The following is a 14,396-nucleotide window of genomic DNA, read 5'->3' as shown; positions in this document are numbered from 1 at the left end:
CCGTTGCAGGTCATCCCCCCGCCGACCTTGCCGGCGCGAGAGCCAGGAAAACGAGGTGCCGTGATGAGTGGACCAGTCGGCGTGGCCGACGCGCCCCCCGCCCTGGCCGACGCCGGCCATGCCACGGCTCCGTGTGTGGAGGTGAGCGACAGCCGCGAGGAGAGGGTCGGGAAGATCCGTGTGCGGCGCGCGCTGCCGCGCCGCGGCCGGCGCACGGTAGGTGCCTGGTGCTTCGCCGACCACATGGGGCCGGCGGACGTCACCGAGAACAGTGGCCTGGACATCGGCCCGCACCCCCACATCGGGCTGCAGACCGTCACCTGGCTCACCGATGGCCAGGTGCTGCACCGCGACAGCCTCGGCTCCGAACAGGTGATCAAGCCCGGGCAGCTCAACCTGATGACAGCCGGCGGCGGCGTCGCCCACGCCGAGGAGGCCACCGGCCACTACCGGGGCACCCTGGAAGGCATCCAGCTGTGGATCGCCCTGCCGGAGACCACCCGGCATGGGCCGGCCACCTTCGAGCACCACACCGAGTTGCCCCGCGCCGACCTGGACGACGGCGCGGGCACGGCGACCGTCCTGGTCGGTGACTTCACCGGGCCGGCCAGCCCCGCCCGGCACGACACACCGCTGGTGGGGACCGACCTCGACCTGCGCGCACCGGTCACCGTGCCGCTGCGCACCGACTTTGAGTACGCCCTGATCGTCCTGGAAGGAGCGGTGGCCGTCCACGGCAGGCAGCTGCTGCCGGGCAGGCTGGGATACCTCGGTGAAGGTCGCGACCACCTACGCCTGGAGGTTCGCGAACCGGCCCGGGCGATCCTGCTCGGCGGCGAACCGTTCCCGGAACCGGATCCTCATGTGGTGGAATTTCGTCGCCCGCGGCCACGCCGAGATCGACGCCGCCCACGCCTCCTGGACGGCCCAGGACAACCGCTTCGGCCGCGTCCGCTCCGCCCTGCCGCTCATTCCCGCCAAGGTCCCCTTTTGGCCACAGGCCGGAGAGAACTGATGAGCAAACCGCTGGCCGGCAGGCGCTCGCATTCATCGGAGTTCCCTTTCGTGGATACCCCCGGCTTTAGCCGGGGGAGGAAACGAAATGCCTGCGGAGCAGGGCAAGGAGCCGGGATTCGCCGTCAGGGCGGATCACAGTGCCCTGACGGGCAGGTTTGATCTCTACTTGCGGTCTGGCTAGTTTGTGCGCGTGGCCGCGAACCATGCGAGGCGGGCGTTCAAGTACCGTTTCTATCCGAGTGATGCGCAGGCAGTGGAGCTGTCGCGCACGTTTGGTTGTGTGCGGAAGGTCTACAACCTGGCGCTCGCGGCGCGTACTGAGGCGTGGGCGCGGCAGGAGCGGGTCAACTACAACCAGACCTCGGCGATGCTGACGGCGTGGAAGAAGACCGAGGAGTTGGCGTTCCTCAATGACGTGTCGTCGGTGCCGCTCCAGCAGACGCTGCGGCACTTGCAGACCGCGTTCACCCACTTCTTCAGCAAGCGGGCGAGGTATCCGCGTTTCAAGTCGCGGAAGAAGTCGCGGAAGTCGGCGGAGTACACGACCAGCGGATTCCGCTTCCGCGACGGCCGGCTGACGCTGGCGAAGACGGCGGACCCGTTGGACATCGTGTGGTCCCGGCCGCTGCCCGAAGGAGCGAAGCCGTCCACCGTCACTGTGTCGCAGGAGCCGCCGGACGCTGGTTCGTCTCGATACTGTGTGACGACCCGTCCGTCCAGCCTCTGCCCGCCGCCGACGGCGCGGTCGGCATCGATGTCGGCCTGGACCACCTGCTGACCTTCTCCACGGGGGAGAAGATCGCCAACCCCCGGCATGAACGCCGCGACCGCGTCCGACTCGCCAAGGCTCAGCGCAAGCTGTCCCGCAAGGCCAGAGGCGATGGTGCCAATCGGGCCAAGGCGCGGCGTAAGGTCGCCAGGGTCCATGCGAGGATCGCTGACCGGCGCCGGGACATGCTCCACAAGCTGACCACTCGGCTCGTGCGTGAGAACCAAACGCTCGTGATCGAGGACCTGACCGTGCGCAACATGGTCAAAAACCGCACGCTCGCCCGGGCCATCTCGGACGCGAGCTGGAGCGAGTTGCGCTCCATGCTGGAGTACAAGGCCGCCTGGTAAGGGCGGGAAGTGATCGCGTTGGACCGCTTCTTCCCCTCCTCCAGGCTCTGTTCCGTCTGCGGCACCGTGCAGGAGAAGATGCCGGTCAGCGTCCGTAGGTGGACGCGCGCCTGCGGTGCGGCCCATGACCGGGACGTGAACGCGGCGAAGAACCTTCTGGCCGCCGGGCTGGCGGCGTCTGTCTGTGGAGCTGGTGTAAGACCTCAACGGAGTTCTCCGGGCGGGCAGTCGGCGACGAAGCAGGAAACCCCACGGCGCGAGCCGTAGGGATCCCCCTCGTTCACGAGGGGGAGGAAGTCAAGGGGAGGTGGTCCAACGGCGAGCGGTCTGCTGCCATTCGGTCTCCCCTGCGCGCATGCGGCGCTGGTCCAGGACGCGTGCGGTGAGCCGGTAGACGAGTGCGCCGGTGATGAGCACCGTGATGGCGCTGAGGACGCCGGCGCCGACGGCGCGGTTGCGGATCTCATCCGGGCGCATGGGCGGCTTGGTGAGCGTTCCTTCGGCGTTGGTCCACACCTGTACGCGGTGCCCGGCCGGAAGACCGGGGTCCATGTCGGTGGTGGCGGTGCGGACGGTGCCGTCGGATGCGGTGTAGCGGACCTTGACTGGGTACTGGGTTTTTCTGGCCTCTGCTGAGCCCGGCTCTGGGTGCCCTGGCGTGTCCTTGAGGAGCACGGCCGTGGCGTGACGTCCGGTGCGGGCCTGCTCGGAGGCGTTGGCCGTGAGCGTGTCGTGCACAACCGTGCCGACCACCCACGCGGACAGGGGGGCGGTGATCGCCACCGTGATGGCGAGGATGACGCCGATCCATGCCTGGAGCAGATCGCTTGGGCGGCGCAGCGCGTTGCGCCGCCACCGCCACCATCGGACGGTGCGTATGGGCGGCGGCTGAGCTCGCGGAATCGGGTCGGGCACGTCGCCTCCAGCCACGAGTCGGGGGAACGGAGCTGCCTCCGGGGAGCAGCTCCATCAGGGCGTGGGGTGCAAAGGGGGCCCGAGAGAGGGGTGGTGCTGGGCGGAGCGCAGGGCCTGGGCGGCTCCGCGCACGGCGGCGGTGTGCGGCTGGGGCACGGGCTGGACCGGGGCGTGCAGCTGCGCGGACAGCTGGGAGACCAGCCCCGGCCGCAGGGCACCGCCCCCGGCGAGCAGCGGCCCGCGGTCGAGGGCGTCGACGAACTGCGGCAGCGGATCGTCGCGCATCATGGTGGTGACCACGGCGGTGATGCCGGTGACCAGATCCGCAGAGCTGCTGTCCTCCAGGTCGCGGGTGCCCATGGCTTCCCGCCGGGCGGTCATGATCTCGCCGTCAGCCAGCAATGCCACCTCGGTCAGGTGGAAGCCGAGGTCGATCACGAGCAGCGGATGAAACGGGTCAGCGCCGGTGCCCAGGGCGATGGCCATGACGCTGTCGAGCGCCAGCACGGTACGCGGGCGCAGCACCTGAAGGACGCTCACGGCGGTTGTGTAGTGGCTCTGACCGCTGAGAACCGGCATGGTGAACGCGATCACCGGCTGCGCGTTCTTCGGGATGCGGTGGGCCAGCAGGCGGGACAGCATCCGCGCGCTACCGGCCGGATCGACGATCGTGCCGCGCTGGACGGGATGGGCCGCGAGGTCGTCCGGGCCGGTGACGGTCGGCACGTCGAGGATGCCGTGGCGGCCGGCCGTCCAGGCGCGTGTACGGGTGCTGCCCAGGTCGATGGCGATCGCGGGGCAGCGCCGGCAGGCCGGCCACGGCGGGCGACGAAGGGTGGCGATCATGAGCGGGCCTCCCTGACCTGGTGGCAGCGCCCGCAGTAGCGGGCCTGCGGCACGATGCGCAGCCGCGCCAGCTCGATGGGGCGCCGGCACTGCTGGCAGATGCCGAACGTGCCCTGATCCATGCGCTCCAGGGCGGCTTCGACATCGGCCAGGACCATGCGGGCCGAGGCACACAGCTGGATGTGCACCTCCAGCTGGGCAATCGCAGCGCGTTCGCGGGCGCGCTGGGCCCGGGCAGGAGCGCCCTGCCGGAGCTGGGCGAGCTGGTCCAGACGAAAGTCACGCTGCTCGTTGAGGTTCTCGCGCAGCGCAGACAGTTCAGCCGCGCTCAGGCCCGCACTGGTGACGGCATCGACGACCTGCTGGTTCACGACTTCACCACTTTCCAGAAATGAAGTAGGGGGCGGGCACACAGAACGTTCCGGCCGCCCCTGCCCCTGTGTGCCCTGTGGCACAGGGAAGACCTCGCTGATCAGCCGGTGCGCTGCTGGCAGGGCACGCAGCACCCTGCGTACGGCAGGATCTCCAACCGCTCCGCCGGGATCGACCTGCCACACCCCTGGCAAATGCCGTAGCTGCCCTCCTCAAGCCGGGCGAAGGCCGCCTCGATCTCCTTCAGTGCCCGCTCGATCGCTCCCCTCTGCATGACCTGCAGATCATCGGCCTGCCGAGCACCGCCAGAGGCTTCGTCGACGGCCTGCAACTGGGCGAGACGGGCGCCGCGCTCGTGCTCCAGACGCTGGCTGGCCTCAGACGCACTCAGGCGTTCGACAGCAGAACCGGCGCGGGCAGTGGAGTCCAGCGACATCACGAAACAGTCCCTTCCCACATCAGCCGAGGGAGACCACCGCGTTCGTGGCACTCTCCCCTTGGCCTCCCACCCTCACCGCCCGGACACCAGACGGCCATCGGGCGCAGACCCCATTTCGGTAGGGGCACATAGTGCAGAGGGGTCCGCCAGGCTGAAAGCAGGAACAGCAAACCGGAATCGGCGACAAGAGTTCGCCAACTATCGCGCAACAAACTCGCCGACCAGGAAGCAACCCTGTGTGCTGACGGCTGCCGTTCCCGGTCCCGGACGAACGCGCCCACCGGCGGATTCGCATGATCGTCGCATCGTTGCAGGCTCAGAGTGCCAGAGCCGAGGCGAATGCCTGAGCCGGGGTCTGGCAACTCAGATTCTTGCGGGGGCGGTTGTTGATCCGTTGCTCGATGGCGCGGAGATCGTCAGCGTTGTGCAGGGACAGGTTCGTGCGCTTGGGCAGGTATTGCCGGATCAAGCCGTTGGTATTCTCATTCGTCCCTCGCTCACAGGGGCTGCCGGGGCGCGCGAAGAGCCGAAGTTCGCGGGGTCGGTGAAGCCGACGTGGACGGCCACCGTCCGGGCGTCCCACCGGGCACCTCCCAGCAGGCGCCGGGCTTCGAGGAGGCGCCGCTCGTCGATGAGTTCACGTACCCCCTTGCCGGTGGCGTCCCGGGCAGCACGGCTCACGGTGCGGACCGAGCAGCCGAGCAACTCGGCGTAATCCGCAGCTTGGTTCAGTTCGCGAAAGTGCAGCTTCACGGCGTCCAGGAAGCGCCCGTACCTGTCGGCACGGCCCGCGCCGGCCGTGGACGTGCCGATGGGGGCGATGCCCAGGGAGTTGGCCAGGCGCAGCAGCAACGATTCGAGCAGGCTGCGCCGCAGGGCGTGGTGGATGTCGAGGGGGCGGCGCCCCAGCGCGCGGTGTTCGCCCAGGAGCCGGAGTGCCGTCTGCTGGAACCAGGCGGTGTCGTCGGGGTGCGGGCTGAGCACGACAGGGGCATGATCTGCGGCCAGTTCCTGTGGCCCCAGCTCGTACGGACCAGCGTCGGACGCAGGGTGGCGGCTCGCACCTGAGTCGGCCAGCCTGGCGGAGGTCCTCACTCCACTCCGACCGAAAGCCTGCGATGGCCCGAGGAGTCGGGTGGCTGGAACGAGTCCGGGGGTCCGACCACACGCAGGCAGCATCTGCAGCGGTTGTGGAACGACGCCGTCGACGGCATCGATCCAGAGGACCGACAGCCACTCACCGAAAGCCCATGGTTTCGCGCAGGGGCTGAGGCAGATGCCGCGCCGACGGAGGACCAGGCCGAAAGCCCGTGGCTTCATGCGCGCCCCCTCTGGCACCCCGCGCCGCAGGAGGGCTACTCGGACGCCCCACCCTTCCGAGCTCGCCACCTGGGGCGTTCCGAAGTTGCGACCGTGCCTACTTGCGCACGTGGAAGCGCAGCATGGTGACCCCGCCCGACTGGACGTTACTCAACGGTTCCAGGTCGATCCGGTCGAGGCCCGGCGGCGCGAAGCGGACGCCGTCGCCGAGCAGCACCGGCAGCACGTACACGAGGATCTCGTCGACGAGGCCGCGCTGCAGGCACTGGGCGGCCAGGTCGGCGCCGAGGATCTCCAGGTTCTTGTCGCCGGCGGCGTGGCGTGCCGTGGCCACGGCTTCCTCGAGGTCGCAGGTGAGGAAGGTGACGTTGGGGTCCGGCTCGTCGGGCGGGCGGTGGGTGAGGACGAACTGCGCCCCGCCGTCGTAGTCGGTGTTCTCGTCGGACATGCGCTTGCCGACCTCGTACGTGCCCCGGCCGATGAGCATGGCGCCCGTGGCCGCCATGACCTCCGGGAACGTCGCCGACGTCATGTGTTCGAAGATCCAGTCCATCGTGTGGCCGGGACCGGCGATGAACCCGTCGAGGGACATCACCCTGTTCACCACCACTTTGCCGGTGCCCGCATCCGTCATGCGTCTTCTCCAAGCAGGTGGAGGGCCAGGATCACACCATAGGTCGGTGAACGACATCTTCTCCGGCGATCGCCTCGACCTGGACCTGTCCAATGGTGCCACCGCGGTGTTCATCGACGTGCTGATGCTGGCCGTGTCCGATCTCGCCTCCGAGGACTGGGACTTCCGCTTCGCGGCGCTGCTGACCCTGCAGGACCAGAACGTCATGGGGCGCGGTGCCGTCGGGTTCGACCTGGCGGAGTTCGACTGGGGTGCGTCGGAGCGGGAACGCGCCCGCGCGAAGGACTTCGTGCTGCGTGCCACAGCACTCGCGGCGAGCGGACATCGCTGGAGCGAGCTGGGCTACCACCCGCCCCGCGTGCATGACTACCTGCACCGCTTCACGACCATGGTGGAGTCCTGCGCCCCGCCCGCCGACAGCAGCGCCGCACGCGGCTTCCCCGGCCGGGACGAGGCCGCGATGGCCTCGTGCGTGCGCCACCGCGTCCTCAGCGCGCTCCCGCTCTGGGACGGTTGCTTCCTCTGCAATCGGCCGCACTACAAGCCCGGCTCGATTCCACATGAGGCGGGCCCTGCCCGCGGACTTCCCGCCCTTCCAGACGGTCTTCGGGTTCTTCAGCCGGTGGCGCGCGGCCGGCGTCTTCAACCTCATCCGTGACCAGTTCCGGCGCCGGGTCCGCCGCGCCATGGGACATCCCCGCACCCCGTGGCCGCGGTGATCGATTCGCAGTCCGTCAGGGTCGCCGCTACCGTCCCGAGGTCCACTTCCGGATTCGATCCGGGCAAGAAAATCCCGGGCCGGAAGCGACATATCGTCGTCGGCAGGAAAGGACTGCTGCTGTTCGTCATGGTGACGCCGGCCAGCACCCATGACGCCGTCGCGGCAGGGAAGGTCCTCTTCCGGCTGCGTCTCATGCACCCTCAGGTCGCCGTCGTCTGGGCGGATTCCATCTGCGGGGGAACGCTGGTCGACTGGGCCAAGACCTTGCTCAACCTGACGATCAAGACCGTGAACAGCCCGAAGGGGCGAAGGGCTTCGTTCTTCTGCCGCGAAGGTGGGTAGTGGAGCGGAGCCTGGCGTGGTGGTGGCTACACGCCCGCAGGAACGCCCGGGACTACGCCCCCCGAGCACTCCGAAGCGATGCTCACCCTCGCCGCCATCACGCTCATGACCCGTCGCCTCACCCGCCAGACCGCCTGTCCCACCGCGACGCAGTTGGGCGGTCCGACAACGAAGCGAGCAGCGGTGCTGGGCCGCGTGGCCCGGCGGGACTTTGACGGCAGAGGCTCGCGGTCCCTGCTACCCGGGGAGGCGGAAGCCGTTGAAGAGGTCGTCCATGCCGCGCAGGGCCAGGCGGGCAGGGGTGGCACGGACAGCGAGGTCGCGGGCCGCCACCGCGAGCGGGTTACGCAGGGCGCCCAGGCGGCCGACCCGGCGGGCGCGGACGCGTACGGCGTCGGTACGCCCGCGGCGGGCGGTGGTGTACGCGGCGAGGGCGGCCGGGACGGAGTCCGTGCTGTCGTCGCCGTCTCCTGCGGGAAGCAGGTGTGCGAGGAGCACCGCGTCCTCGATGGCCTGGCAGCCGCCCTGGCCGAGGTTGGGGGCCATGGCGTGGGCGGCGTCGCCCAGCCAGGCGATCCGGCCGTGGTGCAGGGTGGGGAGCGGGGCGGCCAGGTCGTAGAGGTCGTTCTGGAGGACGTCGGCAGGGTCGAGGCGGCGGACGCGGTCCAGCAGGGCCGGAATCGGGTCGTGCCACGAGCCGAAGCGGCGCCGGAGTTCGGCGCGGGGGTCGGCCGACCGGGTGCCGGCCGGGAGGACCGCGGTGGCGTAGAGGTAATACCGGCCGTCGGAGAGCGGGGTGACGCCGAACCGCTCGCCCCGCCCCCAGGTCTCGCTCATGGCCGGTATCCGGAGGTCCGGGGCGTCCACGATGGTCCGCCAGGCGGTCTCGCCGATGTAGTGCAGTCCGGGGTGGGCGGGGAAGTACGCGCGGCGCAGCGGGCTGTGGATGCCGTCGGCGGCGACGACGAGATCGGCGGGAAGGTTCGAGCCGACCGCCGTACGGATGGTCGGGCGGCCCGCGGCGCCGTCGACGGCGGTCACGGCCGTGCCGTAGCGGAGGGCCTCCGGCGGCAGGGAGGCGGCCAGGGCGGCGGTGAAGGCCGGGCGGGGGACGGCGATCGGGGGCATGCCGTAGCGGGCTGCCATGTCGGCGGTGTCGGTCCGGGTGAGCCACTGGCCGTCGGAGCGGCGTACGCCCATCGTCGTGGGTACGGCGCTGCCGGCGGCGCGGGCGGCGTCGATGCCGATGGTGTCGAGTGCGCGCAGGGCGTTGGGGGCGAGGCCGATGCCGGCGCCGGTGGCGGGGGGTTCGGGGGCGCGTTCGCAGACGGTGACGCGCCAGCCGCGGCGGTGCAGTGCGACGGCGGCGGTGAGGCCGCCGATTCCGGCCCCGGCCACCACCGCGTGACGTTTCGGCATGGAACTCCACTTCCGTTCGGTTCGAGCACCCTCTACAGCCGCAGAGTCCTGCCTCTGCAATCGTAGAGTCAGGGCATGTCAGCACGGGCTGCGCGTTACACGCCGGGATCACGGTAGCCCCACCCGTAGGCGACCATGACGGAGCCGCCCCGCTCGGCGCCAGGCCGAGCGCGGCGTAGACAAACCGCACGTGTGACGGGGCCCGCCGCGCGACCTTCTGAGCGAAACCGGACATGACGCAGACGCGCGCTCTCCGCCACGACGTCCCGCAGAACAACGTAGGGAGCCTTTCCATCCTCGGCTTGAGCTGGCCAGATGCATGGTGAGGAGGGCTTGGACGAGGCTGGTGATTCGGATCGTTGAGCAGCGGAGCCTGCGGAGGATCCGCCAGGACTTGAGGGTGGCGATGGCCTGTTCGACCAGGGCCCGGACCTTTGCGTGAGATCGGTTGACGGCCTGCTGGCCGACGGAGGGGCGGTCCCACCGGCCGCAGTACGGGAGGCGGACCGTGCCGCCTGCGCCCTGGTGGTACCGCCGCTACCAGGCCGAGGGCGTCGAGGATCTGGCACCCGCTCCAAGGCACCGATGACGCCGCCGAACGCCACCCACGTCGAGGTGATCGGGAACGTCAGCACACGGATGGCATGAATATCGGGCGTGGGGCGAGTTGCAAGACCGACGGCGTGCCCTACCAGCACGAGAAGTGGCAGCGGCCGCCCGCAAAGATGTCAAACCGGAACGTGCGGTAGAGGCTCCGGCATGCGCGCACCGAGGATGCGGGTGTCTCTCGCACTCAGGGGCGCGTCCCGTAGTGCCTGCGCAGCCCACGGGATGCGCCGTGGCCCAAGAGGACTTCTGAGGCGCCGTTCGTCAGTTACTTCAGGTTGAGTACGTCCCCGGCCGACACCTTGCGCGAGGTGGTCGTGGTGCCGGGGAAGTACCAGCGCCAGCTGCCTGCCGAGGTGACGGTCACCTTGGTGGTCAGCTTGCCGGCGTCGCCCGTCGTCACGGTCTTGACCGTGGTGTAGTGGGCGGCGCCTTTCTTCCTGAACTGGAGCTTGACCTGCTGTCGGGTGAACCCGTGGTACTTCAGGTCCTCCCAGTTGGCCCGCGACAGCTTGCCGGTGACGGTCACCTGGGCGTTTTGGGCGACCTTCTCGGGTGCGATCACCGTGGTGAGCTGGGCGGCCCGCTTGACTTTGTACTCGGCAATGTGGTCGGAGATCCAGTAGTCGCCGTCCTCCGCCTTGACGGTGGCGTTGACCTGCCAGATGCCGGCGACCTTGTTGGTGTCGATGTCGTCGCTGTCAGCTATCCAGGCGGGGTCGATGGTCATCGTGGCCCGGCACACCGAGGTGGTCGCGCTCTGCTTCGTGCAAGACGAGTCGTCGTTCCAGGTCGCGAAGGTGTAGCCATTCGTCTTGTTGAAGGTGCTGACACGCGTGAGCCCCTTCACTCCCGAGTTGTCCTTGATGGTGATGTCGATCGGGTACAGGATTGTCTTCGACGTACCCACGATGACGTTGCCCCCGCCGTTGACGACGGTCTTCACCACTCGGATGTCGCCCCGCCCCTCCGCGTGCGCTCCGGTCCCCGTCGTCAGCACCAGGACTGTTGCTCCGCCGGCCGCGGCCCAGGCCATTCTGCCTCGCATGATCCTCCCCTTGTCGTGTGCGTGCCAGGAGAGGCTATGTGATCAGGGGCCTTCCACGGTGTTCAGTTAACGGCTGCCGCAGGAGGCCGGGGGAGTACTCGAGTCTTAAGGCTGTCGGCTGCCGGCACCAAGATCACGACCCCCGCTTCCCCACCTCCCCACCTCGCCCCTCCGCCAGCTCCCGCGCCAGTCGTCCGGCGCCTCGCCCGCCCCGGCTTTGCAGGCCTGGCTGGAGCGGGGCGTCACCCGGTGCCGTGCGCGGCGCCTTTGACGGGCCTACCGACCGCCCCGGCACGGCCGCCGTTACCAAGCTCGACGCCGCCATCGGCCCCGTCGAGGAGCAGCCCCGCCGCTCCTGCCACCTCGCCGCCCTGCTTCCGCTGCCCGGACCTCCCGAGGAGGCCTGCCCGCAACCCCTTCCAGACCTACGGCCAGCCCCGCGACTCCAGCGACCCGCGCCGTCCAGGCCCCGGCGCCGGGCCGCTACCGTGACCGCGGCCCCGCCTCTCCCCGCCCCGCCCCGCCCCAAAGGCAAGCACCTGGCGGACGGCGAGTCCCGCCCCGTAGCTGCCACGCTGCTCGTAAGCCCGCGGCTTACTACCCTGGAACCAGGGCGACCATCCCTCCGCGCAGCCCAGGCCCTGCGCGGCCGGGGGAGCCGTGGTTCGTGGCGTGAACCAGGAGGGTGCCATGCGAAAGAGAACTCTGATCGCCGTAGCCGTCTCAGGAGCGCTGTTCGTCGGAATGTCCGGCCCGACAGCGGCGACGGGCCAACCGAACCCCGGTGCGACCCAGCAGGCCGCGTCGGCCCCGAAGCCGCCTCCGCCCCCGCCCCCGCCGCGCGACGTGACCAAGGACTGCCCGGAAGGTGACACCACCAACTGGGCGGACTGCAGCGATGCCACGTTCCGGCTGAGGCCCGGAGAAAGGATCTCTGTGCGCGCAGCCGCCGCGTCCGAGGTCGTCGACGCCGCCTTCCAGCTCGTGGAGGCCACGGACACTGACACGGTGATCACCGAGGTCGAGAACGTGGGCAAGAAGAAGTGGAGGACCCTGTTGAACAACGTCAGCAAGTTCACGGAAAGGCGCGTGACGGTGCTGGCCAGCCCCATGGAGACCTTCGACGACGGTGAGACGATCAAGGTGGAGGTCCGTGTCGGACACATTCCGCTGACTGCCATGGGCACCACGTACGAGATCCCCAAAAACAAGGCCTTCACCGTGAGAGTGGTGAACGAGTTGGTCTGGGGGAAACACCCCATCGCGATCACGCGGGTGTCCAAGCCGAAGCATGGAACGGAAAAACACCTCAGCGATGTCATCCGGTATACGCCCGCCAAGAACTTCACCGGCGAGGATTCGCTCCGGTACGAAGTGAAGAGCCGTTACGACGAACGTGACGACGCCACGATCACCTTCGTGGTGAAGTAGCAGCGGAGATGATCGGGAGCGCCACGGTACGTGCTGACGCGCACCGGCACGTGTCCCGCCTCCCGAGGTGTTTGAGGCGGCAAAGAAACTTCCGCTGAACCATGCGCGTCCCTCTCCTGGTACGCGTCTTCACCGGCGTCTTCCTGACCAGGGGGATCCCCACGGCGCCCGTCCAGCTGTTCCTCGTCCTCTTCGGCTACTCCAGAAGCGTTTCGCTATCTGGCCTGGTCAGGGTCTGTCAAAAGAGCGGTTCTGTCCCGTAATCGGCGGTAACGAGGAGTGACGGTCAGTGCCGGGCGGCCAGGGGCGACGGCTATGCGGAAGGGATCGCCGACGTGGTCCTGTTGAGCATCGCGATGTACGAGGCTGCGGTCTTCCCGCTCACCTCTGATGGGGTGAGCGATGAGGAACAAGAGGCCCGTCGCACCGTCGCGTACCGGCTCTCCGCCTACGACGGCCTGCCCCGTTCCGTTCGCGTGTCGGCGGCCGCAGACACTGCACCGGGCTGGCGAGATCCCCGACCCGCGGGAAGCCCAGGTCGCCCGCCTCAAAACGGAGAACGCAAAGCTCAAGGAACGGCTCGCCCAGTCGGAGAGCACCGTCGACAAACTCTCCGACTTCCGCACCCAGGCCCTCGCCCGACTCGCCGCACACCACGCAGAGATCGCCCATCTCCGCGAAACCGCCGCCGCGGCCAACCGTGTGACCCGCCTCCCAGCAGCCCGAACAACGACAATCGGATCCTGCAGCTGACATGCTCAGCCCACAGCAGCCGAGCCGGCCTTCACATATGTCGGAGGGTGTATTCCGCGCCGGCATACTCGCCGCCCTGCGGATCGCTCCCGGCCGGATCTTGGCCCGCCGGAAGACGCGAAGCGAAGGATTCGGCATCGTCCACGGGCACGTATCCCAAATCCGCCCCGGCATCGGTATCCCAGAAACGGCGGGTGTTGGCGGAGACTGCATAGACGGTCTCGAAGAGCACGTCCGAAGCGGTGAGAGCCGTCCGGACGAAGCCGAGGCCGTCGCGGGGGCTCAGCCACGTGGACAGATGCCGTCGCTCGCTCGGTGCGTCCTCAAAGCTCCCGATCCTCAGGCACACCACCGACAGGCCGAACTTGTCCGCATACAGCCGCCCGAGCGCTTCCACCGCAACCTTGCTGACCCCATAAAGGCCGTCCGGACGCGCGGGCATCTCGGGTGTCACGGTCTCCGCGACCGGATAGAAACCGCTCACACGATTGCTGCTGGCCAGCACGACCCGCCGCACTCCCTGCCGACGCGCGCCCTCCAGCACGTTGTGCGTCCCTCGGACATTCCCGTCCAGCAGATCCGGCAGTGGCGCCTCATCAGGGACCCCACCCAGATGCACCACCGCGTCCACGTCCTTCAGAACTGCTGTCACCGCCTCGGCATCACGCAGATCCAACTGGTGAACGTCCTCCGTCGGCGTCTGCGCTGTGAGCCCAACACGATCGATGAGCACCAACCGCGCTACCTCATCACGCAAGCCCGTCCGCACCACCGATCCGATCCGCCCGGCCGCACCCGTGATCGCCACAGTCTCAAGTCTCGTTCCCATGACGACCACCCTGCCGCACACCACCGACATCCGGACCTCCGCGAGCCTTCCGCAGGCAACGCGAAGCAAGGACGGGTTGTGACCTGCCTCACTGCGACCACTCGGGAATCGCAACACCGCCCGTCGACATCAAGGCGAAACCGGCCGCGGCAATCGCCCCGCTCAATGGCCACACGGACCTATCCGCACACGGCCTCTGCGGACACAAGGCATGCGTGCGCCACCCACAACTACGAGCGCGGGATGACGTTGTGGGAGGTGCAGCGGTTGCTCGCGCACGTCTGGACAACCACGGCGGTCAATTATCTGGCGACGGCGCAGGCCGATCCGGAGCAGGCGGACCGGTGGCGGCAGTCGGCGGCGCGGGCCGGGCAGCGGCTGGTCGCGGATAGGGGGAGTTTGCGGTGAAGTGGAATCTGCGCTGGGCGGCTGCCAAGCGTGACATCTGGCGGCCGGTTGATCTGCAGGCGTTCGCGAAGGTGGGGTTCACGCCGTCGCTGAGCAAGGTGGCCGCGTTGTGGGGCGGTACCCCGGTGACGGTGCGGCTGGACGACCTGGACAAGATCTGCGCGGCGCTGCAGTAGT

At 69.0% G+C, this 14,396-nt stretch carries 12 protein-coding genes and 6 pseudogenes; 7 read left to right on the top strand and 11 right to left on the bottom strand.

What is annotated here, in order from left to right; translation table 11 throughout:
- Nucleotides 1-63: 63 nt before the first annotated feature.
- Both ACWBNA_RS27990 and ACWBNA_RS27985 read left to right on the top strand, forming a co-directional pair.
- Nucleotides 64-1,176 (top strand): pirin family protein, encoded by a 1,113-nt coding sequence (locus tag ACWBNA_RS27990; RefSeq protein ID WP_482707281.1) that lies wholly within the window; start codon nt 64-66, stop codon nt 1,174-1,176.
- Between the two features lie 25 nt (nt 1,177-1,201).
- Nucleotides 1,202-2,403: pseudogene (locus ACWBNA_RS27985) on the top strand (RNA-guided endonuclease InsQ/TnpB family protein).
- A gap of 30 nt (nt 2,404-2,433) precedes the next feature.
- Here ACWBNA_RS27985 and ACWBNA_RS27980 read toward each other — a convergent pair.
- The 7 genes and pseudogenes from ACWBNA_RS27980 to ACWBNA_RS27950 form a co-directional block, all read right to left on the bottom strand.
- Nucleotides 2,434-3,051 carry an Rv1733c family protein gene (locus tag ACWBNA_RS27980; protein WP_482707280.1) on the bottom strand — a complete coding sequence of 206 codons (618 nt, stop codon included), beginning with the start codon at nt 3,049-3,051 and terminating at the stop codon, nt 2,434-2,436.
- Between the two features lie 54 nt (nt 3,052-3,105).
- Complete coding sequence (locus tag ACWBNA_RS27975; protein WP_482707279.1) at nt 3,106-3,897, bottom strand: rod shape-determining protein; 792 nt, start codon at nt 3,895-3,897, stop codon at nt 3,106-3,108.
- Nucleotides 3,894-4,268: a TraR/DksA family transcriptional regulator gene (locus ACWBNA_RS27970; protein ID WP_482707278.1), complete on the bottom strand. Its 375-nt coding sequence runs from the start codon at nt 4,266-4,268 to the stop codon at nt 3,894-3,896. The genes ACWBNA_RS27975 and ACWBNA_RS27970 overlap by 4 nt, the downstream gene beginning before the upstream one ends.
- 101 nt (nt 4,269-4,369) lie before the next feature.
- On the bottom strand, nt 4,370-4,705 hold the full coding sequence (locus ACWBNA_RS27965; protein ID WP_482707277.1) for a TraR/DksA C4-type zinc finger protein: 336 nt from the start codon (nt 4,703-4,705) through the stop codon (nt 4,370-4,372).
- A gap of 319 nt (nt 4,706-5,024) precedes the next feature.
- Nucleotides 5,025-5,231, bottom strand: a pseudogene (locus ACWBNA_RS27960) (transposase); the annotation flags it as partial.
- A pseudogene (locus ACWBNA_RS27955) lies at nt 5,174-5,716 on the bottom strand (helix-turn-helix domain-containing protein); the annotation flags it as partial. The pseudogenes ACWBNA_RS27955 and ACWBNA_RS27960, both read right to left, overlap by 58 nt.
- A gap of 409 nt (nt 5,717-6,125) precedes the next feature.
- Nucleotides 6,126-6,662: a dihydrofolate reductase family protein gene (locus ACWBNA_RS27950; RefSeq protein ID WP_482707276.1), complete on the bottom strand. Its 537-nt coding sequence runs from the start codon at nt 6,660-6,662 to the stop codon at nt 6,126-6,128.
- Between the two features lie 46 nt (nt 6,663-6,708).
- Here ACWBNA_RS27950 and ACWBNA_RS27945 point away from each other — a divergent pair, with 46 nt between their 5' ends.
- From ACWBNA_RS27945 to ACWBNA_RS27935, 3 genes and pseudogenes are all read left to right on the top strand, one after another.
- Nucleotides 6,709-7,320, top strand: a complete 612-nt coding sequence (locus tag ACWBNA_RS27945; RefSeq protein WP_482707275.1) for a hypothetical protein — start codon at nt 6,709-6,711, stop codon at nt 7,318-7,320.
- 48 nt (nt 7,321-7,368) lie between these two features.
- Nucleotides 7,369-7,725: a transposase gene (locus ACWBNA_RS27940; protein ID WP_482707274.1), complete on the top strand. Its 357-nt coding sequence runs from the start codon at nt 7,369-7,371 to the stop codon at nt 7,723-7,725.
- Nucleotides 7,680-7,781: pseudogene (locus ACWBNA_RS27935) on the top strand (IS5-like element IS4811 family transposase); the annotation flags it as partial. The gene ACWBNA_RS27940 and the pseudogene ACWBNA_RS27935, both read left to right, overlap by 46 nt.
- A gap of 181 nt (nt 7,782-7,962) precedes the next feature.
- Here ACWBNA_RS27935 and ACWBNA_RS27930 read toward each other — a convergent pair.
- The 3 genes and pseudogenes from ACWBNA_RS27930 to ACWBNA_RS27920 form a co-directional block, all read right to left on the bottom strand.
- The gene (locus ACWBNA_RS27930; protein ID WP_482707273.1) at nt 7,963-9,144 is read right to left on the bottom strand and encodes an FAD-dependent oxidoreductase; all 1,182 of its coding nucleotides are present in this window, start codon (nt 9,142-9,144) and stop codon (nt 7,963-7,965) included.
- 300 nt (nt 9,145-9,444) lie between these two features.
- Nucleotides 9,445-9,672, bottom strand: a pseudogene (locus ACWBNA_RS27925) (transposase family protein); the annotation flags it as partial.
- 346 nt (nt 9,673-10,018) lie between these two features.
- Complete coding sequence (locus ACWBNA_RS27920; RefSeq protein ID WP_482707272.1) at nt 10,019-10,798, bottom strand: hypothetical protein; 780 nt, start codon at nt 10,796-10,798, stop codon at nt 10,019-10,021.
- Between the two features lie 690 nt (nt 10,799-11,488).
- Between ACWBNA_RS27920 and ACWBNA_RS27915 the strand changes: the two genes are divergently transcribed.
- Nucleotides 11,489-12,229 (top strand): Ig-like domain-containing protein, encoded by a 741-nt coding sequence (locus ACWBNA_RS27915; RefSeq protein WP_482707271.1) that lies wholly within the window; start codon nt 11,489-11,491, stop codon nt 12,227-12,229.
- A gap of 784 nt (nt 12,230-13,013) precedes the next feature.
- On the opposite strand, the gene ACWBNA_RS27910 is transcribed toward ACWBNA_RS27915, so the two are convergent.
- On the bottom strand, nt 13,014-13,790 hold the full coding sequence (locus ACWBNA_RS27910) for an NAD-dependent epimerase/dehydratase family protein (RefSeq protein WP_482707270.1): 777 nt from the start codon (nt 13,788-13,790) through the stop codon (nt 13,014-13,016).
- Between the two features lie 425 nt (nt 13,791-14,215).
- Here ACWBNA_RS27910 and ACWBNA_RS27905 point away from each other — a divergent pair.
- Nucleotides 14,216-14,392 (top strand): annotated as a pseudogene (locus tag ACWBNA_RS27905) (helix-turn-helix domain-containing protein); the annotation flags it as partial.
- Nucleotides 14,393-14,396: the final 4 nt, after the last annotated feature.

The organism is Streptomyces sp. Q2 (genome assembly GCF_056820935.1).
This window is presented reverse-complemented; position numbering and strand designations above follow the sequence as displayed.

Coding starts and splice junctions, on each gene's coding strand:
- ACWBNA_RS27990 (WP_482707281.1), top strand. CDS start 64: ATGAGTGGACCAGTCGGCGTGGCCGACGCGCCCCCCGCCCTGGCCGAC.
- ACWBNA_RS27975 (WP_482707279.1), bottom strand. CDS start 3,897: ATGATCGCCACCCTTCGTCGCCCGCCGTGGCCGGCCTGCCGGCGCTGC.
- ACWBNA_RS27965 (WP_482707277.1), bottom strand. CDS start 4,705: ATGTCGCTGGACTCCACTGCCCGCGCCGGTTCTGCTGTCGAACGCCTG.
- ACWBNA_RS27950 (WP_482707276.1), bottom strand. CDS start 6,662: ATGACGGATGCGGGCACCGGCAAAGTGGTGGTGAACAGGGTGATGTCC.
- ACWBNA_RS27930 (WP_482707273.1), bottom strand. CDS start 9,144: ATGCCGAAACGTCACGCGGTGGTGGCCGGGGCCGGAATCGGCGGCCTC.
- ACWBNA_RS27920 (WP_482707272.1), bottom strand. CDS start 10,798: ATGCGAGGCAGAATGGCCTGGGCCGCGGCCGGCGGAGCAACAGTCCTG.
- ACWBNA_RS27915 (WP_482707271.1), top strand. CDS start 11,489: ATGCGAAAGAGAACTCTGATCGCCGTAGCCGTCTCAGGAGCGCTGTTC.